Genomic DNA, 19036 nt, shown 5'->3' with positions numbered 1-19036 from the left:
CGGTGCGCCTGCTGGCCAGGCTCAGTCCGGCCCTTCGCCGGGAGGCGCCAGCGCATGCGGATTGCGCGTCATCGCAATGCCACGGTGGCGCGGGCGCAGGTAACGGCTGGGCCAGATCGCTTCGGGTTCCAGCGCCAGCGCGCGGGCCACGATGCGCTCCGCCGCAACCCAGGGGCGGTACAGAACTTCATTGATGTGCGCGTATTTGTGTTCTTTGGCCAACTTCGACAGGTTGGTTCCGACCATTGCAAGTGCAGCTTTAACCTGAGCCGGGTGCCAGTCCATCGAAAAATCTCGTTTTGTGTTGATGGCATCGATTATGCACACAAAACAGGTTTTGACAATCTAAAAAAACACGCAGGGCGATATTTTTTGTCGATGAAACACTTTTTGGGTTGAGAAAGTACCTTTGTGTGTTTAATATGTGCGCCTTCGCACAAAGCAGAGTGATCGTGACGTCGCCCACCCCTACCCCTTTCGACGACACCCAGGTGACCGCCCGCGTCAACGAGCTGGCCCTTGCACAGGGCGCGCGGTTGCGGGATCTGCGCAAGCGCAAGGGCCTCACCATCGACGACCTCGCGCAGCGCAGCGGTCTGCACTTCAATACGGTGGGGCGCATCGAGCGGGGCGTCAGCGACGCCAGCCTCGCGCAGCTGTATGTGATGGCCCTGGCGCTGGGCGTGGATCCGGCGGAGCTGAATCCCTTCCAGTCCGCCCCGCCGGCCAGCCCGCTGTCGAACGGGCTCGACGACGAGACCTTCGTGCTGGTGGAGCTGCTCGACGTGCGCGTGAGCGCCGGCGGGGGCTCGTACAACGGCTCGCAGGAAGACATGGGCCGCTTCGCGTTCAACCGGGCCTGGATGGCGCGCAAGGGCGTGAAGCCGGCCTATGCCCGCATCGTCCATGCGCGCGGCGATTCGATGGCCGACAAGATCAACAACGGCGACATCCTGCTGGTCGACACCGCCACCAAGTCGCTCGACCAGGACGGCGTGTACGTGATCCAGCTCGACGGCCACGACTACGTGAAGGTGCTGCAGCGCGACTTCTCGACCGGCGGCCTGCAGATCATCAGCTACAACCCCGCCTACAAGCCGCAGGTGCTCAGCGCCGAGCAGGCGGCCGAACTGCACATCAGCGGCCGCGTCGTCTGGCACGGCGGCGAGATCTGACCCGCGCGTTCCCGCGATCGGCGGGCATGCCAGTGTAGGCAGCGCCCCGCGCGGAAAAGGAGGTTGGCGGATGTCGACCTCAGCCGATCGGCCCCCGCGCCCGACCATCAGGGCATGGGCAATGACATCTTTCGAAGGTTCCGGCGGCGACCTGCGTCCGCCGAAAAAGGGGGCGCGTCCCCGCGCCAACTGCTGACCGTCCTTACGCTCAGCGCGGCCGGGCTGGTGGGCATCGTCGCGCGCGAGGGCTACAGCGACAAGGCGTACCCCGATCCCGTGCATGGCACCGCGGTGCCGACCATCGGCTTCGGTACCACCGGCGGCGTGCGCATGGGCGACACCACGGCGCCCGTGCCCGCACTGCAGCGCGCGTTGCGCGATGTGCAGACGTATGAAAGCGCGCTCAAGCAGTGCGTGCAGGTGCCGCTGCACCAACACGAGTACGACGCCTACGTGAGCCTGGCCTACAACATCGGCGCCTTCAACTTCTGCACGGGTGGCCGCGCGGGCCACACCTCGGTGCTGGTGCAGCGGCTCAACCGCGGGGACTACGCAGGCGCATGCGACGCCATCCTTGGCTGGAAGTACGCGGGCAAGACCGATTGCTCCGCGCCCGGCAACAAGACCTGCGGCGGACTCTGGCAAGACCGTCTGCGCCTGCATGCGCAATGCCAGGGGAATGCGCCATGACCTTCGGCACACGACTTTCCGTGATCGCCGTGGCCGTCGGTGCGGGCGCACTGTTGCTCGCCGTCGGCGGATGGGCCGTGCACGACGCAGGCCGTACCAAGGAGCGCGTCCTCTGGCAGGACAAGGAAGCGCAGCGCGCCGCGCAATTCGCGAAAGACCTCGAAGCCGAGTACGCGCGCGGGCGCGCCGCATCGACCCGCTACCAGCTCGGCGCCAGCGCCCTGCAGGCCCGCTACTTCACCCTCGAAGGCCCGTTCCATGATCTACGCCGGCGCGTTTCTCTTGTCGTTCCTCCTGCTGTTCCTGATCGCCGCGCTGAGCGGCCTGGCGATCCTGCGCGACCTGTCGCGCCGCGAGCGGACCCGGATGCTGTCGCGCCTGGCGATGCACAGCGCGACCCTGTCGACCGCGGTCATCGCCTCAGCCTTGCTGCTGTCTGGCTGTGGAACAGCGCCCTCGCGGGCACGGACGTTCCCGCCGGTGCCTGCGGACTTGCTGACACCTCCGTCGAAGCCTGTGCTGCTGACGCCGGCCTCACCGTCGACGACGCCTGGGACAACCACCACCTCAACGCGAAATCCTGCGCCGCCGATCGCCTCCGGCATCGCGCGCTGATCGAGTTCATCACAGAAAGGCCCGTCCCATGAGCGACTCCCACGCCCGCGCACAGGAACTGCTGTTGCTCGGCCAGATCCACGGCCTCGTGCAAGCCCTGAAGGAGGGGCAGGACCAGCAGAACCGGCGCATGGACAGCTTCGATGCGCGCTTCGATGCACTCGACGGAAGGCTGCGTGCCGTCGAGCAGCGCGCGGCCGTGTTCGGTGCCGCCTCGGGCGGCGCGATGGCCATCGGCACCGCGCTGCTCATCGAGGCCATCAAGCAGTGGTTTCGCGGTGGGGGTCCCGGTGCGAACTGAACGCATGAACGAAGGCGCGCGCCGCCGTCTTTTCGCAGCAGGGGCCGACAGATGTCGGCCTTTTGCATTTTGGGCCCGGCCGCGACAGTTGATTCACCAACCAACGCAGCAAACGATGCACACCACTTCCATCCACACGATCTTCACGCCGCAGCATTCGGCCGGAGCCGCGGCATGAGCGGCCTCGACACCTTGCGCGCGGCCATTGTCCAGACGCTGAACGGCGTGCCGCAGATCGGCCGCGTTCACGACCGCGAGCGCTTCGCGAGCGACGAGGCCGCGCTGCGCGCGCTCTACCTTCACACGCTGCCCGGCGGCGCGCAGCAGCTGCGCGGCTGGTGGCTGCGCCGCGACGCCACCGAGGAGCGAAGCCTCAATGTCGGACGCACCCTCAGCGTCGACACCTGGACCTTGCACGGCTACATGGCCGTCGACGACACCGCTGCTTCGGAGCTCGCCTTCGACGCATTGATCGAGGCCGTGCGCGACGCCGTGCGCGCCGACCCGGGCTTCGGCGGCGCATGCGCCCCCAGCCCGATCAAGGACGAGAAAGCCACCGACGGCATGCAGGTCGGCGGCACCGGCGCAGTCAGTTTTTGCGGCGTGCAGTGCCACGGCGCCTCCCTGCAGTTGCGGACCTGGCGCTACCTCTGAGCCAGGCCCCTCTGTTCATTCCCCTCCCTTCATCCATCAACCAACCAACCTACGGAGAACGCCGACATGGCAAAACTCATGCGCAAGATGGCCATCCTGGCCAAGGCTGAAACGGTACGCGGTACCGACGCCCTTCCGACCGGTGCGGCCAACGCCATCCTGGTCAGCGAAGTCACCCTGACTCCCATCGAAGGTGATGTGGTCCAGCGCGACAACGTGCGGCCCTACTTCGGCTCGCGCGGCTCCGTGCTGGTGACCCAGTACAGCAAGATCGCCTTCTCGGTCGAGATCGCGGGCGTCGCTGCAGCCGGTGATGTGCCGGCCTACGCTGCGCTCATGCGCGGCTGCGCCATCGCCGTCACCACGGCCGCCGGCGTCAGCACCACCTTCGCACCGGCCACCGACGGCCTCGAGTCGCTCACCATCTACGGCAACGTCGACGGCACCGTCTACAAGATGACCGACGCGCACGGCAACGTGAAGGCCACCATCGACGCCAAGGGCATCCCGAAGTGGCAGTTCGAGTTCACGGGCCTGTTCGTGCCTGCCGCCGACGCACCGCTGCCCACGGCCGACTACACCAAGTTCATGGACCCGCTGGGCGTGAACAAGGCCAACACCACCCTCATGCTCGACGGCCTGGGCGTGGCGGCCAGCGCCTTCAGCTTCGATGCCGGCAACACCGTCGTGAAGCGCGATCTCATGACCGTCGACTCGGTCGAGATCACCGCGCGCGTCTCCACCGGCTCGGTCACCTTCGAGAACACCTCGGTGGCCACCAAGGACTGGATCGGCATGGCGCGTTCGAGCAAGCGCGTGCCCCTGGCCCTCAAGCACGGCCAGGGCGCGACCAACGTGGTCGAGTTCCTCTCGCCGCGCGCGCAGATCGGCAAGCCCACCTACAGCGACGTCGACGGCGTGCAGATGGTCACCGTGCCGCTCGAGTTCGTGCCCAGCGGCTCGGGCAACGACGAGTGGTCGATCGTCGTGCGCTGAGCACGGCCTTCTTCTTCATTCGCTGACCCACTCATTCATTCAAGACTCAAGGAAGAGAACCCGATGCCCCAGAAGCTCAAGATCGCCGTGAAGCCCACCTTCATCGCCCCCGTGGTGATGCGTGTGCCCGGTGACGGCCAGGTCGAGGAGGTGCGTTTCGACGCCGTCTTCAAGCGCCTGTCCAAGACCGACAACGAAACGCTGCAGGTGCGGCTGGACGCGCGCAGCCTCACCGACCGCGAACTGCTCGACATGGTGCTGGCCGACTGGAAGGGCCTGGAGGGCGAAGACAACGCGCCCTTCATCTGCACGCCCGACAACCGCACCGCGGCAGCCGAGGACTGGCCGACCTTCGAGGCGGCCATTGCCTACAGCTACTTCGAGCACGCGTACCCGGCCGCCGTAAAAAACTGAGAGGCGCCGCGCGCTTCGTGCTCGGAGTCGCGCATCGCGTCCATGACGAGCTGGACGACGATCTCCGCAGCCAGTGCGCGTCGCTCGGCCTCGACCCGAGAAAGCTCGTCTCCTCGATGGCGAACGGGGACGGCCCGCCGCCATTCGAGCTCTGGCCGGAACACCAGGAAGCCTTCGAGGTGTTCCACGCCTGCCGCACGCAATGGCGAGTGGTCGCCGGTGCGGCAGGCGCGTGGTTCCAGGGGCTCGACTTCGGCGCGGTCGACGTGGCGATGCGGCGCCTGGGCATTCCGCGTGTGCGCCAGCGTGAAGTGTTCCTGCAGTTGCAGGTGATGGAAGACGAGGGCATTGCGGTGCTGAACGTCTAGCGCGAGGAAGGCCGCAGGCGATTGAAGAAGCATGAGGCCGGCGAATGTCGGCCTCATTTTTTCCCCCTACCGAACGGACCATACAGACATGGCTGCTGAACAAAAAACAGGAATCCCCGCAACGACAGGCGCTTCGCTGGTGCTGAAAGAAGCGCCCGCCGCAACGCAAGCACTGAAAGACCTCACCGGCGCCGCCAACTTGGCGAACCTGGCAATCAAGAAAATCCCGGGAGGTCCAATTGTCAAGGCCGGTCTCAAGACGGCGGAGTATCTGGGGAAGCGCACCATCGAAGGCTTGAGGGAGGACGCGGCGTATTCCGAGGCGAGGACGCTCAGCAACAACTACGCAGGCGTGACGAATGACCAGTTGCGAAGGATCGAGCGTGAGAACGCAGGCGCCACCGGGTCTCGTGCGAAAGAAGCACAGGCGTTGCAGATGCTCGTTGCAGATGGGCACGTGCAAGGCCAAGTTCTAAAGGAGACCGGAGCCGCCCTCACAACCCTGAACCGAGTATTGGGTACGCCCATGAAAGAGGTCGCGGACGAGTTCCGCGAACTGGCGAATGAGCCATTCAAGAAATCCGCTGAGCTCAACAAGAAGTACGGATACCTCAGTGGAGCAGAACTCACGGAGATCGGCCGGCTAGAGGACGCAGGGCAGCGCCAGGCCGCAGAGGCCCTCGCGCAAAGGTCGTATGCCGTCGAAAGGACCCGCAGAGCCAAACAAGGCGAGAAAGACAGGCTCTTGGTCGATCGCGTGAAGCCGTGGGTGACCGATTTTCGAGATTTCTTAGAAGATATTCCTCGCAACCTAGGGCGCGGAAGCACGTTGCAGGAGAAAGCGGAGCAAGCCTCGAAAAAACTCGAAAACCGTCGTCGCCGAGATGGCGGGGCGGGAACTCCGTTTGCTGAAACAGGGGAAGGGGCTGCTGTCGGCCTCCTGGTGCGTCCCATGTCTTCGACATGGAGCGATCGGGCTGAAAACCTAAGGGAAATGCAACGGCATGACGCCAAGTCTGCGGCGACGCAGGCAGCAAATGCCAGCACCAAGATCTCTGAAACCGATGCGGTCATGAAGGAGCGCACGGAAAGTGAGCAGAAAAAGAATGCGGTAGAGAGTGCGAAACAGGTTGTTGTTGAGCTGAAGAAAGAGGGCGCACTTGTTCGATCAGGATCTGCTTCGGTGGGCCGCGTCGAAGGGTCACCTCGGAACCCGGCTGCTTCTCGTGGCTCGAGCGCCGGCATTCAGCAAGCTCAGATCGCGGGTCTTCAGTTGCAGATCGAGATTGCTTGTGCGCCTTGCAAAGAAGAGTCAGGGAGTTCTCGTCAAGATTTTTGCTCCGCGCTTCAAGGCACTGAAGAGACGAAAGACGAGAAATGGACGGGTGAAAACGTCCTGTCTGAGAGGAATCGTCTGAACATGCCCAGCGACACCGAAGGTGTCGAAGCGGGTGACAAGGCAAAGAACCAGCGGGACGAAAAAAGCCGCAAGCTGTCGGACGACCTGAATGGGGCATTCCGAGAGGGTTTTACGGGCTTTCTGCAGGGCGACGACAAGGCCTTCGACAAGATGGGCGAGTCGCTCAAGAAAAAGATCGTTTCGTCGATCGCGGACGCGCTCTACGACACATCGCTGAAGCCAGCCGTCGAGGCATTTTCCGGATGGTTCTCGGGCCTGTTCAAGGGCGGATCTTCGGGTGGTGGGGCTCTTGGAGGCGAAAGCTCCGGCAGCAACTGGTTGGGCAGCCTCGTGAACGGCGTGATGAAGTTCTTCGTCACGAGCGCCAACGGCAATGTCTTCTCCTCCCCCGGCCTGCACACCTATGCCAACAGCGTGGTCGGCAAGCCCACCTTCTTCCCCTTCGCCAACGGCATCGGCCTCATGGGCGAGGCCGGGCCCGAAGCCATCATGCCTTTGCGCCGTGGTTCCGACGGCCGCCTTGGCGTGAGCGCTCAAGGTGCGAGTAGCGGCGGCGCGCTGCACTACGCACCCTCCACCGTCTTCCACATCGATTCGAGGTCCGATCGCGGCGCCGTGATGGCCGATCTGGACCGTGCACTTCAAGCAAACAACCAAGGCCAAATGGAACAACTCAAGCGTATGCGGGTGGTGCCCCAATGAGCATCATCACCTTGCCCCCCACCTTGCCTGTCAAGCGGCAGGACTTCGGCATCCAGACCTTCGACCTGAGCTTCAGCAGTGGCGACACCGGCTCGTCGCAGGTTGCCGTGCTGGCACCGCCGCGCCGTACCTGTGCGCTCGTGAGCGAAGAGCGCATCCCTCTGATGAACGAGGCCGCGATGTGGCGCAGCCTGGTGCATGCGCTGCGCGGCCAGGTCAACGTGCTCGCGGTCAGCGACATGTTGCAGCCGGCCCCGCGCGGTAGCGCGCGGGGCACATGGACGGCACTGGCCGCTGCAGCGGGCGCGTCGTCGCTGTCGATCCAGATGGGTGCGGCCCAGGCCGGCAAGACCCTGCTGCAGGGCGACTGGATCGGCGTCAACCAGGGATCGATCCAGCGACAGCTGCTGCACGTGCAGGCCGATGCCGTGGCGAACGCGTCGGGGCTGATCGTGGTGTCCGTCGAGCCGGTGTTGCGCGTGGCCGTGGCCGCCGGCAGCGCCGTGGTCTGGGATCGCCCGACCTGTCTCATGCGCAAGGTCGATACCAAGAACAACTGGTCATCGGAGTCGCGCACGCAGGGCGGCTTCAGCCTCGATCTCATGGAGTCCTGGGAATGACAGTCACCACCAACAGCGGCTTTCAGGCCACCGCCAGCGCCGGCGCCTATGGCGAGCTCGCACTGGTCGAACTGCAACTGCGCTCGGGCACGGCGCGCTTCACGAACTGGCCGCTCAGCGTCCAGGTCATGGGCGAGATCTGGCAGGGCGTGGGCAACCTCGGCTCCATCGGCGAGCTGCACGAGAGCGAAGACGGTGCGGCCGAGAAGCTCACGCTGACGCTCTCGCCGGTGGACATCGGCACGCGTGCCTTGGCGCTGGGCGATCCCGCCGACTACCAGGACCGTCGTGTGCGGGTCTGGATCGCCATGCTCGATGCCAACACGCTGCAGATCACCGGCGCGCCCGTGCTGCGCTTCGTCGGCGTGATGGACCAGATGAAGATCGCTCGCGATGGCAACAACGCCTCGATCAGCATGGACTGCCGCACCGCCAGCTACGACGTGCGCAGCAATCCCGCCGCGCTGCGCATGAACAACGCGCAGCACCAGGCACGGCATCCGGGTGAGCTGGGTTTCGTCTATCTCACCAGCTTGATCGGCAACCCGGCCGTCTGGGTCGGCAAGTGGCTGCAGGCCAATCTTCAATATCGACAGAACCTGGGTGTGCACAGCAAATGAGCATTGATCTCGACACTTTCATCGACGCGCGACGCCACATCGGCTTCGCCTACTTCGAGCACGACTGCGCGACCATTGCAGCGGATTGGGTGCGCGAGCAACGCGGAACCGACCCGCTCGAGCCGCTGCGCGCGCAAGGCGGCGCGTTGGCGCCCAAAAGGCTGCTGACGGCGCTCAGGCACGTGCGTGCGGTCGGCGGCTTTCAAGCCGCTGCATCCACCCTTCTCGGGCCGGCGCTGCCCGGCCTGCGGGCTCAGCGCGGAGACGTGGTGCTGGCGCGAAGCGGCGGCCGTGTGGGCCGTGTGTCGGGCCACAGTTTTGGCATCTGCACCGGCTCGAACATCGTGGCGCCTGGCAAGGATCGCCTCCAATTTTTGCCTTTGACGGCGGGGGTGGCAGCATGGCGCGTCTGATTCGTTTTTTCTTGGTCCTTGGCGCCCTTCTGGGCGTCTGTACCGCCGCAATGGCGGATCCTGTGAGCTTCTTTGCGGCAATCGGTACGGCTGTTGGCGCCAGTGCAGGGGCGGCGGCCGCGGTTGGCGGATTGATCGTCAGCACCGCGATTTCCATGGTCAGCAACGCCTACGCGTCCTCGCAGGCCAAGAAGAAGGCGCGACAAGCCGCTGCCCGCAAGTTCGCGGAAGACGTGGCCAACTTGCGTGACCGTACGGCCACGCTGGTCAGTTCGGAAGCGCCTTGGGCCACGGTCTACGGCGCGCCCGCTCGTGTCGGCGGATCCATCGTTGCGGTGCTCGACAGCGGGCCGATGGCTCAGTTCAAACACATCGTGATGGTCTTCGCATCGCACGAATGCGAGGCGATCGACGAGATCTTCATCGACGGCACATCGGTGGGGCGGCCCAATGAGTTCGGTTGGACCGACGGCTCCGAGTTCCAGATGCCACCGCTGTTCACGGGCTGGCCTTCGGAAGGCCCGGCAGTGAACGTGCAGTTCCACACGTCGCCTGGCGGCGTGGACACAGCCGATGCGTTCCTTCGCTGGAATGTCGACCAGACCCTTCCGGGTGCCAATCTCTGGACGGAGCAGCACAAGCTGAGTGGCTGCACCTATGCCGTGGTGACGCTCAACATGCTGTTCGAGCGTTTCCAGGGCGGCCTTCCCGAGATCACGGCCAGGCTGCGCGGCAAGAAGGTCTACGACCCCCGCACCGGCCAGACCGCCTACTCGCGCAACCCGGCGCTGTGCCTGGCAGACTTCCTTCGCTCGGAGACCGGCTACCTCGCGGCCGCCGACCAGATCGACGAAAACGCGCTGATTGCAGCGGCCAATGCCTGCGACCAAGAGGTCTACAGTGCCGTCGATGCCGTCAACCACGGTGGCTCCAAGGCGCGGTATGTCTGCGACGGCATGTTCCGTTCGGACCAGGACCGCGAGTCGACACGGCAACAGCTCGAGGATTCGATGGCGGGCTTCAGCCTCGAGTCGGGTGGTGTCTGGCGCATCCAGGCCGGTGCCTGGTCGACACCGGTGCTCAACCTCACCGACGAGGACATGCTGGCGCCCACGACCGTGATGCAAACCTCCAACCCTGGCGCGAGCCGCTTCAACGGCATGCGCGGCACCTATGTCAACGCGGCGCGCAACGGGGTGAGTGAAGACTTCACGCCCTACCAGAACCAGGCCTTCCGTGCGCTCGACGCCAAGGACAAGTTCACCGACATGGCGCTGGCCTTCACGACCTCGCATGTGCGCTGCCACCAGATCGCCCGCGTGGTGGTCGAGCAGAGCCGCGGCGGCTTCGTGTTGCGCATCCATCCGAAGATGCTGGCCTGGCATCTGCAGCCCGGCGACCGCATCGTGCTCTCGAGCGCGCTGTACGGCTTCACCAACAAGACCTTCCGCGTCACCGACTGGACCTACGCGCGCAACGCACCGCTGTCGCTGCTCGTGATCGAGGACGTGCCGGCCTACTACGACCTGGCCGACGAGGTGCTGGCCGACGCGGCGCCGAACACCAACCTGCCGAGCCCGTTCCTGCAACCGCAGGCACCGTTCGACTTCAAGGTGGAAAGTGGTCCGTCGCAGATGTCTCTGCAGGACGGCGGCATGGTGGCGCGCGCCCGCGTCTCGTGGGCGAAGTCGAACGAGCTCAACATCCTGAAGAACGGCGCGGTCGAGGTGCAATGGCGCTCGCTGGCACCGGTGAGCGACTGGCACTCGTCGCAACTGCCGGGCGATGCCACCGAGACCTTCCTGTTGGGCCTGTCGGTGCGCAGCCTCTACCAGGTGCGTGCGCGCTTCCGAACGCCCTACGCATCGAGCCCGTGGGCCACGGCCGAGCACACGCTGGTCGGAAAGGGCGGCGTGCCTGGCGACGTGGCGGGGCTCACACTCGACGTGACCGACGCCGGCATCGTCGCCACCTGGGGCCAGCCGATCGGGCTCGACCTGCTCGACTGGAGCACGACCCGCGTGCGCATCGGCGCCAGCTGGGAGCTGGCCGACGAAGTGTTCTCCGCCAAGGGCGTGGCGGCCAACCTCGGATGGCTGCGCGCCGGCACCCAGCGTGTCTGGGCTTCGCATGGCAGCACGTCCAACCAATGGTCGGTGCCGGTCTCCGCGTCCATCGACATCGCGGCGCCCGCGCAGCCACTCGTGAACGGCACCGTCTGGCGCAACGAGATCGACCTGGCCTGGCAGGACTGCAAGACCATGCAGCCGATCGCGTACTACGAGCTGCGCCGCGGCGCCACGCTCGAGACGTCCGAAGAGATCGGACGCACGGCAGAGCGGACCTTCGTTCGCACCGAAGCCACGGGCAGCTGGCGCTACTGGGTGCGCGCCGTCGATGCCGGCGGCAACGGCAGCGCTGCCGCGTATGTACAGCTCACGGTGCTGCCCGGCATCGACGAAGCGCTGGAAGAGCTCGAAAAGGGCCTGAACGAAGCCGTCGACGAGCTCAAGGCCGTCGACCAGGCGCAGGGCCAGGCGCTGACGAAGGAAACGCAGGATCGCGCGCAGGCCCTGAGCGCCGAAGCGGCTGCGCGAACGGCCGCCCTTGCGGCAGAAACGGCCGCGCGCTCGGCGGCGTTGGTGTCTGAGGCCCAGCAGCGAACGCAACAGGTCACGCAGGTGACGAACGCGCTCACCGCCGAAGCCACCACCCGCGCTGCGGCGGACCAGGCCGAGATCACGGCACGTGTGGCGGCCGTCTCGCAGGAGGTGGCCGACCGGAAGGCCGCAGTGACGGCCGAGGCCAGCACCCGCGCCACGGCGATCACCGCCGAACAGAGCGCGCGGGCGGCAGCGCTGCTTGCCGAAACCAATGCCCGCAGCGCCGCGATCGCAGACGAGGCCACGGCGCGGCAGACCGCGGACGAGTCGCTGTCGTCACGCCTCACGACGCTGAACGCATCGTTGAGCACCGCGCAGGCGGCACTGCAGACCGAAGCCACGACGCGCGCCAGCGCCGATGCGGCGGAAGCATCGGCACGCCAGCAACTGGCCACGCAGCTGCAGGCCGCGGACGCGTCGCTGACTGCCGCCATCGGCAATGAAGCCTCGGCGCGCAGTGCCGCGGACGCGGCCGAGGCCCGCAGCCGCGAGTCACTCGCGGTCGCGCTGGTGGGCGCGACGGATCTCGCCGCCACCTTGGCCTATGTGGATGGCGCGTCGCTGGACATCGGGTTTGCCGAGCAGAGCTACGGTGTGTGGCAGGCGCCGGCGTTGGGGCAGGTGGGCAGCGGCCTGATCGCCGAAGAGCGCCAGGCGCGCGTGGCGGCCGACGCCGCAGAAGTCAGCGCGCGCGAGACGCTGCAGGCGCAGCTCACCGGTGGCTACGGCGGGTCGGACCTGTCGCAGGTGGTCAGCGGCCTGATCTACCAGGAGCGCAGTGCGCGCGCCACGAGCGACGAAGCCCTGGCACAGCAGATCACGTTGATCTCGGCAGGCGTGGGCGAGCAGTTCGACTACGCAAAGATCTGGTACTTCGATTCCGGCCTGGAGGCCTGGACGGGCAATGGCACGCCCTCCGTGGCAGCGGGATGGATCCGCCCCGCCAACCATGCGACCGATCCCTTTATCGTGTCGCCTGTGGGCATTGCCGCGAACGGCTCGACCTACGGCCAGATCCGCATGCGTGTGCGCAAGGTCGGTGCGCCCGCATGGGACGGCGCGCTGTCCTGGCGCGCGGCGAGCGACAGTGGCTTCGATGCGTCGCGGCGTGTGACGATGACGGAGCCGACCTACGACGGCGCAGGCATCGGCATGGTCACGGTCAGCCCCGGCTGGGATGTGGCCATCGACCAGCTCCGGATCGAGCTGTCGGCGGCGCAGACTGCCACGGCGTACTTCGAAATCGACTGGGTCGCCATCGGACGCCCATCGCCGGGTGCTTCGAACGCCGCGCTGCAGAGCGAGATTGCTGCGCGTGCGAGTGCGGATGCCGCCGAGGTCTCGGCGCGCGAGAACCTCGCGACGCAACTGCGCGGCGCCTACAACGGCAACGACATCGGCGCACTGAGCTCGGGCCTCCTGGCATCGGAGCGCGATGCACGGGTGAGCGCGGACAGCGCCGAGGTCACGGCCCGGCAGCAGCTCGCAGCCACCGTGGCCAGCAACAAGACGAACGCGGATGCCGCGCTCGTGGCGGAGCAGACGGCGCGCGCCAACGCTGATGCCGCCGAGGTCACGGCCCGCCAGGCACTGGCCGCGACCGTGGCCGGGAACCTGGCCACCGTCAATGCTGCGATCAACGCCGAACAGAGCGCGCGCGCCACGGCGGACACGGCGGAAGTCACGGCGCGCGAATCGCTGGCCACGCAGGTGCGCGGTGCCTACACCGGCACCGACGTGGGGGCTGTCAGCTCGGGCCTGGTCTACAGCGAGCGCCAGGCACGCATCGCCGCCGACAACGCGGAGATCACGGCTCGCACGGCGCTGGCGGCCACGGTCGCGGGCAACAAGACCAGCGCCGATGCCGCGCTGGTGACCGAGCAGAGCGTGCGCGCCACCGCCGACACGGCCAATGTCAATGCGATCACCGCATTGCAGGCGACCGTCACCGGCAACGCCACGGCCGGCTCCGCAGCGCTGCAGGCCGAGGCGGTGGCACGGGCGCAGGCGGACAGCGCAGAGGCGATCCAGCGGCAGGGCTTGTCCGTGGCGCTCACGGGCGTTCCCGACACCTCGGGCAGCCTGGACACGGTGATCGGGGCGTCGCTGGTCAACGACTTCGTGAGCAATGCCTTCGAAGTCTGGGAGAAGCCGACGGGCCCGACGCTCGCCAGCGGCCTGATCTACGAGGAGCGCCAGGCGCGCATCACGGCGGATGCGGCCGAGGTGTCTGCACGGCAAGCGCTCGAAGCGGTCGTCAACACGAACAAGGCAGATGCCGCCGCAGCCGTGACGGCCGAGCAGAGTGCCCGCGTCACCGCGGACACGGCGAACGCCAATGCGATCACGGCGCTGTCGGCGACCGTCAACCACACGACGAACGGCCTGCCGAGCAAGGCCAGCAACACGGCCCTGACCGCATTGACGACGCGCGTCACGAATGCAGAGGGCCTGATCACCTCGCAGGGCGATGCGATCACCAGCATCAACAGTGGGCTGGAGCTGGGGCGTGCCGATTCGCAGGCCAGCCTGACGGCAGACGAGAGCCTGGCGAATGCGACGGCATGGCGCAGCCACTACGGCACCAACCTGTCGACGTTCTTCGTCACGACCACGACCGGCAAGGTCGCCACGACGGTGTGCCGTTCGCCCGTGGGCGGCGCGAACTTCTGGAACTACTCGAAGAGCAAGGTGGTGATCGACCCGGCGCGGACCTACCGCCTCACGGCATGGGTCCGACGCGTGGATGCCAACGGCACGCACTATTGGACCTGGTGGCGCAACACGTTGGGCAACTACAGCAACAGTCCCATCGCGATCGGCAGCTTGCCCAACAACGTCTGGACGCAGATCTCGCTGGACCTGCTCGGCAGTGCCTTCGGCGACACCTCGGTCAGCCCCGGTTTTGCCCTGAACCACACCGGTGGCACAACGGGGTACACGGAGATTCAGGGGTTCCGCTTCGAGGATGTCACGGACAGCTTGCGGATCACCAAGGCGGAGACCACGAAGGCGGATGCCAGCGCGGTCAATGCGCTGACCACGCGAGTCACCAGTGCCGAAGGCTCGATCACGGCCCAGGCCAATTCGATGACTTCGTTGACCGCTACGGTGAACGGTCACACCTCGTCGATCTCGACCAACGCCTCTGCTATCGCAACACTGGATGGCACCGTCAAGTCGCAATGGCGCCTGAACGTCAACGCGGACAAGAAGGTCGCGGGCATGATCCTCAACAACGACGGCACGAAATCCGAGCTGGTCGTGCTGGTCGACAAGTTCGCCATCGCGCAGGACGGTCCGGGCGGCGTGCCGACGTTCCCTTTCGTTGTCGGCAGCATCGGTGGCACACCTTCGGTCGGGATCAACGGCAACATGTTCGTCGACGGGTCGATCAAGGCTCGTTCGCTGGATGTGGAGCAGTTGACGGCTTCGATCTCGAAGCTGGGCTACATCACTTCCGGTCAGATCGCGATCAACGGGGACATCACGGGAACCGGTTGGGGCTACATCCGAAGCCGTGAAAAGTGGCGCGATGCCTCTTCGGGCTGGGTCCTGGCGCAGCACCCCAACGGTGACATGTTCGTCGACTTCAATCTCGGCGGCTGCGGGCTTGTGATGCATTCCATTCCCGCGAGTTCGTACGCAGGATTTCGTCTCTGGGGGCCTGGTTTCAATCTGGATCAGAGTGGACTGACGATCGGAAGGGCGGTGATCGACACGCTGAGCATCCGAGGTGGGGCCGTCACGCTGCCCAATGCGAAGCAAGCCGAAAACGGTGGCAGTGGAACCACGATGTGGTTCACCGTGCCAGACAACGAGGGCGAATGGGTGCAAACCTACATCACGGCGACAACCTTCGTGAACCCCTTTGGCTTCGGCGTCGGAACACTAACCATTCGTGTGGATGGCAACTCTGAATGGCTGGGCGTCGGCTTGGAGGGAACAACGATCACCGGTGCAATCGTCCGATATCTGAAGCCCGGCGGACACAGCATCGAAGTTGTAGGGACGTTCAATTGCACGGGAACTTCCGTATTTTCTTTGGGATGTAGGAGATAAAGAGATGCCTGTTTACACGGTCTACGACAACACATCGGGTCGCGTGCTTGCGAGCGGATCCGCGCCCACAAACGAGGATTGTTTGATGCAAGCCCGGGAGACGCACGAAAGCGTCTTGCTGGGGCAGACGGTGCCGCAGGGGCACTACCTTCATGTGGCCACGCTGAAGCCCATTCCGATGGGCGACAAGCCTAGCCAGCATCATGTGTTCGACTGGACGCAATACGGCTGGGTCGATCCTCGATCGACCGAAAAGCGGCGCCAGGATCTGCGTGCACTTGTGACGGCGCGTCGATGGGAAATCGAAACCGGCGGCATCACGTTGCAGAACGGCGTGCGCGTTCTCACGGGCAAGCCCGACCAGGACCGCATCACGGCGGTGATCGTCAACGCCGACATCGCAGGCATCGACGCCGTCGACTTCAAGGCCGACAGCGGATGGGCTCGCCTGACCCTCGACGAACTTCGCGGTGTGGCCCGAGCGATCGGCCTGCATGTCCAGGCGTGCTTCAGTGCCGAGCGCACGCACCACGCCGCCATCGACCAACTCCGGACAGAGGCCGAGACCGAGGCCTACGACATCTCCGCGGGATGGCCCCTCACCAACAACAGCATTGAAACGCAATGACCACCACGCTCACCGAAAAAACGTTTGCCGAATTGTTCACCTACGCGGGGGCGGCACAAGGCACTTTCACGAACGCCCAAGGATGGATTCAGCCGAAGCCTGCCGGCGCTGTGCCCCGCTACGACTACGACCCCCTCACGAAGGCGCCAAAGGGCCTGTTGATCGAAGGATCACGCACGAACGTGCTCTTGGGTTCATCTCGCTTCGAGACCTCCTCCTGGGCTAAATCGAACGTCGTGGTAACCCCGGGCGCTGCCATCGCACCGAACGGTCGTTGGGACGCCTGCAAGCTGACGTTGATCAATGGTGCTAATGCTGGCGCTGGGCACACCATTCAAACGACCGCAAAAGGCGAGGCAGCCGGCACCTACGCCTTTTCGTTCTACGCAAAGGCTGCCGGCTCGTCCAATGGATACCTCTACGCACGCGGCGCATCAACGGCCAACAGCATCACCATCGGATTCAATTTGGCCACGATGACGACCACGGGCTCCACTATTGGCGGGTTCGTCGAAGTGTCCCGGAAGATCATTGATATCGGCAACGGCTGGCGCAGGGTCGAGGGCGTCTTCACGACCGATGCGACTGCAGTGCTGGGGGCTGCCATTTACCCTGGATCGGCGGCAGGTACTGGGCCTGGCGACGGTGTCGTGGGCATCTACATATGGGGCGCGCAACTCGAAGTGGGTACGTTCCCCAGCACTTACATCCTCAATGTGGAGACGTTCAATAGTCGCGCCTCCATTGGCGGCTACTACGACGCCAACGGCGTCATGCGCTATGCCGCGGCAGGCGCGGCGCGCCACAGCTACGAGCCGTCGAACCTGACGCTGCCGCCTATGCTGATGACGGAAGAGCAGCGGACGAACGTCTTGGCCAAGAGCAGCGATCTGCACCTGTCGCCGTGGGTAGGCAGTGGGCTCACGCGTATCCCTGGAAAGCTCGCTCCGGACGGGACTTTGCGGGCGGTAGAGTTTTCGGGGGCATCGATCGGCCCGTTCACCCAGCAGGTGACCGCGACGGCGACCGTGATGACCTACTCTATCTACGTCAAGAATGTGTCGAGGACTGCTTCCATCGAGCTGCTCTTGCGGAACGACACCACTGCCACCAATGGGGTGTATGGCATCGTCTCCCTACACACGGCGACTCCGACTATCACCGGTGCTGGCTGGGAAATGCGTGACGTGGGGAACGGCTGGTTGCGGTGCGCCTACACGTCGGCGTTCCCGATTGCGGTCGGGGATTTGGTGAGGTTCTATACGGTGGTCACGGGAGCACGGGCTGATGCCGGAGCGTGTCTTGCCTGGGGCGCTCAGCTCGAAGCCGGCGCATTCGCAACCAGCTACATCCCGAACACCGAGACCTTCACCGGCCGCGCTTCCATCGGCACCTACTTCGACTCAACGGGGGCGATGAAGACTGCGGCGGCGGGCGTTGCACGGATGACCTACAACCCGGCCGACTTGACCATTGCGCCGTGGTTGTTGCTGGAAGGCGGGAGCACGAACCTGTTGCTGAACAGCCAGATCACGCTCGGCGTCGCGGAAGGGAGCACGCCGCCCACGGTAGCGGGAACGACTGTCGATGGCGAGGCGTGCGTCGCCGTGACGTTTACATCGGCCAGCGCCGTTGGCTATGCAGGCAGTCGCGTCCGAGGCGGCACAGGCATCTACGCAGCTATCACTTCTGGGACCGCCTATTCGATGAGTGCCTATCTGAAGCTGAGCAGACCGTTGACTGGGACCGAGGCAATCAACCTGTACTACACCGGCGCATCGGGAATGGGGGGCTTCTCCATCAGCGCAGCGAATTCAACCCAGTTCGTGGACCGGTTCTCTCGGACGATCACTCAAAACATTGCACCGTCTGCCACGGGGGCGATTTACCCTGTCGTTCACACCAGTGGAGCCCTTGCCAGCAACCTCACGGTGTGGATCTGCAAGGGCCAAATCGAAGAAGGCCCGGTGGCAACCAGCTACATCCCGACAACGTCGGCGACCGTCACCCGGGCTGCAGACGTGTCGACGTCGGCCGTCACAACCCGCCTGGGCGACTCCTTCACTTCAGTGGCCACGACACGCGCCGGCGACGGCGTTCGGGTCGACACCTCCAAGGGCTGGTGCAATGCGGCTGAGGGCACCATCTTCATGGAATTCGGACGACCGAGAGAAGGAGATGTGACGACAAGGAATCTTGTCGAGATCGGCACCGCAGTCGGGAATCGCCTGGGTATCGGGTTCACTGCATCGGCGCTCGCCTATGCGTACTCGGCTGTCAACGGCCCGTCCGGGCCGAACACGGTCTCCACCGGGCTCCTGGGTACACCTGTGGGAGGCCCGGTCAAGGTCGCCCTCAGCTATGGCGCCGATGGACTCCGGTTCGCGTGCAACGGCCAACTCCTCAAGGCCGCCATGCCGACGGTCCCGCCGTTCGCCAGCCTTGGCATTGGAAATCTGTCCTATAGCGGCGGCAATCAACCGTTTTTCCACGTTCGCGCGGTGCGCTATCAACCGCAGAAGCTGACGGATGCGGAAGTGGTGGCATTGACGACATAAGGAGGGGCTCTGGTAAGAAGGGCAGTGCGAAAAGAGCAATCACCACCAGGCCCTTCGGGGCCTTTTTCACGCCTGCTTGCGTACCCACGCCATCTTCACGCAGTCCTTCTTCGTACTGCCAACCTCCTTGGCATCCG

General features: G+C 65.2%; 16 protein-coding genes. 15 read left to right on the top strand and 1 reads right to left on the bottom strand.

From position 1 onward, the window contains the following. Window positions 1-21: 21 nt before the first annotated feature. Window positions 22-285 carry a helix-turn-helix domain-containing protein gene (locus tag AC3WQR_RS09405; RefSeq protein ID WP_447747975.1) on the bottom strand — a complete coding sequence of 88 codons (264 nt, stop codon included), beginning with the start codon at window positions 283-285 and terminating at the stop codon, window positions 22-24. 167 nt (window positions 286-452) lie between these two features. On the opposite strand from AC3WQR_RS09405, the gene AC3WQR_RS09400 reads away from it, so the two are divergent. The 15 genes from AC3WQR_RS09400 (at window position 453) to AC3WQR_RS09330 (ending at window position 18899) form a co-directional block, all read left to right on the top strand. Next, on the top strand, window positions 453-1175 hold the full coding sequence (locus AC3WQR_RS09400; RefSeq protein WP_235944289.1) for an XRE family transcriptional regulator: 723 nt from the start codon (window positions 453-455) through the stop codon (window positions 1173-1175). A 225-nt stretch (window positions 1176-1400) separates the two neighbouring features. Then, complete coding sequence (locus tag AC3WQR_RS09395) at window positions 1401-1865, top strand: lysozyme (protein ID WP_492741836.1); 465 nt, start codon at window positions 1401-1403, stop codon at window positions 1863-1865. Continuing rightward, window positions 1862-2512 (top strand): hypothetical protein, encoded by a 651-nt coding sequence (locus AC3WQR_RS09390; RefSeq protein WP_492741835.1) that lies wholly within the window; start codon window positions 1862-1864, stop codon window positions 2510-2512. Before AC3WQR_RS09395 ends, AC3WQR_RS09390 begins: the two co-directional genes overlap by 4 nt. Next, on the top strand, window positions 2509-2781 hold the full coding sequence (locus tag AC3WQR_RS09385; RefSeq protein WP_235944287.1) for a hypothetical protein: 273 nt from the start codon (window positions 2509-2511) through the stop codon (window positions 2779-2781). The genes AC3WQR_RS09390 and AC3WQR_RS09385 overlap by 4 nt, the downstream gene beginning before the upstream one ends. A 174-nt stretch (window positions 2782-2955) precedes the next feature. Next, entirely contained in the window at window positions 2956-3435 is a 480-nt protein-coding gene (locus AC3WQR_RS09380; protein ID WP_307695125.1) for a hypothetical protein, read from the top strand. Window positions 3436-3501: 66 nt separating this feature from the next. Further along, complete coding sequence (locus AC3WQR_RS09375; protein WP_095950411.1) at window positions 3502-4431, top strand: hypothetical protein; 930 nt, start codon at window positions 3502-3504, stop codon at window positions 4429-4431. 63 nt (window positions 4432-4494) lie between these two features. Continuing rightward, window positions 4495-4845, top strand: a complete 351-nt coding sequence (locus tag AC3WQR_RS09370) for a hypothetical protein (protein ID WP_492741834.1) — start codon at window positions 4495-4497, stop codon at window positions 4843-4845. Between the two features lie 17 nt (window positions 4846-4862). Then, window positions 4863-5213, top strand: a complete 351-nt coding sequence (locus AC3WQR_RS09365) for a DUF1799 domain-containing protein (protein WP_143599196.1) — start codon at window positions 4863-4865, stop codon at window positions 5211-5213. Window positions 5214-5301: 88 nt separating this feature from the next. Beyond that, a complete protein-coding gene (locus AC3WQR_RS09360) occupies window positions 5302-7335 on the top strand; it encodes a phage tail length tape measure family protein (RefSeq protein WP_492741833.1) in 2034 nt (677 codons plus the stop codon). Then, window positions 7332-7955: a hypothetical protein gene (locus AC3WQR_RS09355; RefSeq protein ID WP_095950415.1), complete on the top strand. Its 624-nt coding sequence runs from the start codon at window positions 7332-7334 to the stop codon at window positions 7953-7955. The genes AC3WQR_RS09360 and AC3WQR_RS09355 overlap by 4 nt, the downstream gene beginning before the upstream one ends. Further along, window positions 7952-8575, top strand: coding sequence for a hypothetical protein (locus AC3WQR_RS09350; RefSeq protein WP_492741832.1), 624 nt, complete (start codon window positions 7952-7954; stop codon window positions 8573-8575). Before AC3WQR_RS09355 ends, AC3WQR_RS09350 begins: the two co-directional genes overlap by 4 nt. Next, window positions 8572-8988 (top strand): DUF6950 family protein, encoded by a 417-nt coding sequence (locus tag AC3WQR_RS09345; RefSeq protein WP_139700579.1) that lies wholly within the window; start codon window positions 8572-8574, stop codon window positions 8986-8988. Before AC3WQR_RS09350 ends, AC3WQR_RS09345 begins: the two co-directional genes overlap by 4 nt. Continuing rightward, the gene (locus tag AC3WQR_RS09340) at window positions 8976-15713 is read left to right on the top strand and encodes a phage tail protein (protein ID WP_492741831.1); all 6738 of its coding nucleotides are present in this window, start codon (window positions 8976-8978) and stop codon (window positions 15711-15713) included. Before AC3WQR_RS09345 ends, AC3WQR_RS09340 begins: the two co-directional genes overlap by 13 nt. Window positions 15714-15717: 4 nt before the next feature. Continuing rightward, a complete protein-coding gene (locus tag AC3WQR_RS09335; protein WP_492741830.1) occupies window positions 15718-16341 on the top strand; it encodes a DUF4376 domain-containing protein in 624 nt (207 codons plus the stop codon). Further along, complete coding sequence (locus tag AC3WQR_RS09330; protein WP_492741829.1) at window positions 16338-18899, top strand: phage head spike fiber domain-containing protein; 2562 nt, start codon at window positions 16338-16340, stop codon at window positions 18897-18899. Before AC3WQR_RS09335 ends, AC3WQR_RS09330 begins: the two co-directional genes overlap by 4 nt. Window positions 18900-19036: the final 137 nt, after the last annotated feature.

The sequence above is a fragment of the Variovorax sp. FW305-3-2-15-B-LB1 genome (genome assembly GCF_058787635.1).
This window is presented reverse-complemented; position numbering and strand designations above follow the sequence as displayed.

Excerpts from the sequence above, each read along its gene's own strand:
- AC3WQR_RS09335 (WP_492741830.1), top strand. The coding sequence starts at position 15,718 with ATGCCTGTTTACACGGTCTACGACAACACATCGGGTCGCGTGCTTGCG.
- AC3WQR_RS09385 (WP_235944287.1), top strand. The coding sequence starts at position 2,509 with ATGAGCGACTCCCACGCCCGCGCACAGGAACTGCTGTTGCTCGGCCAG.
- AC3WQR_RS09370 (WP_492741834.1), top strand. The coding sequence starts at position 4,495 with ATGCCCCAGAAGCTCAAGATCGCCGTGAAGCCCACCTTCATCGCCCCC.
- AC3WQR_RS09350 (WP_492741832.1), top strand. The coding sequence starts at position 7,952 with ATGACAGTCACCACCAACAGCGGCTTTCAGGCCACCGCCAGCGCCGGC.
- AC3WQR_RS09345 (WP_139700579.1), top strand. The coding sequence starts at position 8,572 with ATGAGCATTGATCTCGACACTTTCATCGACGCGCGACGCCACATCGGC.
- AC3WQR_RS09360 (WP_492741833.1), top strand. The coding sequence starts at position 5,302 with ATGGCTGCTGAACAAAAAACAGGAATCCCCGCAACGACAGGCGCTTCG.
- AC3WQR_RS09330 (WP_492741829.1), top strand. The coding sequence starts at position 16,338 with ATGACCACCACGCTCACCGAAAAAACGTTTGCCGAATTGTTCACCTAC.
- AC3WQR_RS09390 (WP_492741835.1), top strand. The coding sequence starts at position 1,862 with ATGACCTTCGGCACACGACTTTCCGTGATCGCCGTGGCCGTCGGTGCG.
- AC3WQR_RS09355 (WP_095950415.1), top strand. The coding sequence starts at position 7,332 with ATGAGCATCATCACCTTGCCCCCCACCTTGCCTGTCAAGCGGCAGGAC.
- AC3WQR_RS09340 (WP_492741831.1), top strand. The coding sequence starts at position 8,976 with ATGGCGCGTCTGATTCGTTTTTTCTTGGTCCTTGGCGCCCTTCTGGGC.
- AC3WQR_RS09375 (WP_095950411.1), top strand. The coding sequence starts at position 3,502 with ATGGCAAAACTCATGCGCAAGATGGCCATCCTGGCCAAGGCTGAAACG.
- AC3WQR_RS09380 (WP_307695125.1), top strand. The coding sequence starts at position 2,956 with ATGAGCGGCCTCGACACCTTGCGCGCGGCCATTGTCCAGACGCTGAAC.
- AC3WQR_RS09405 (WP_447747975.1), bottom strand. The coding sequence starts at position 285 with ATGGACTGGCACCCGGCTCAGGTTAAAGCTGCACTTGCAATGGTCGGA.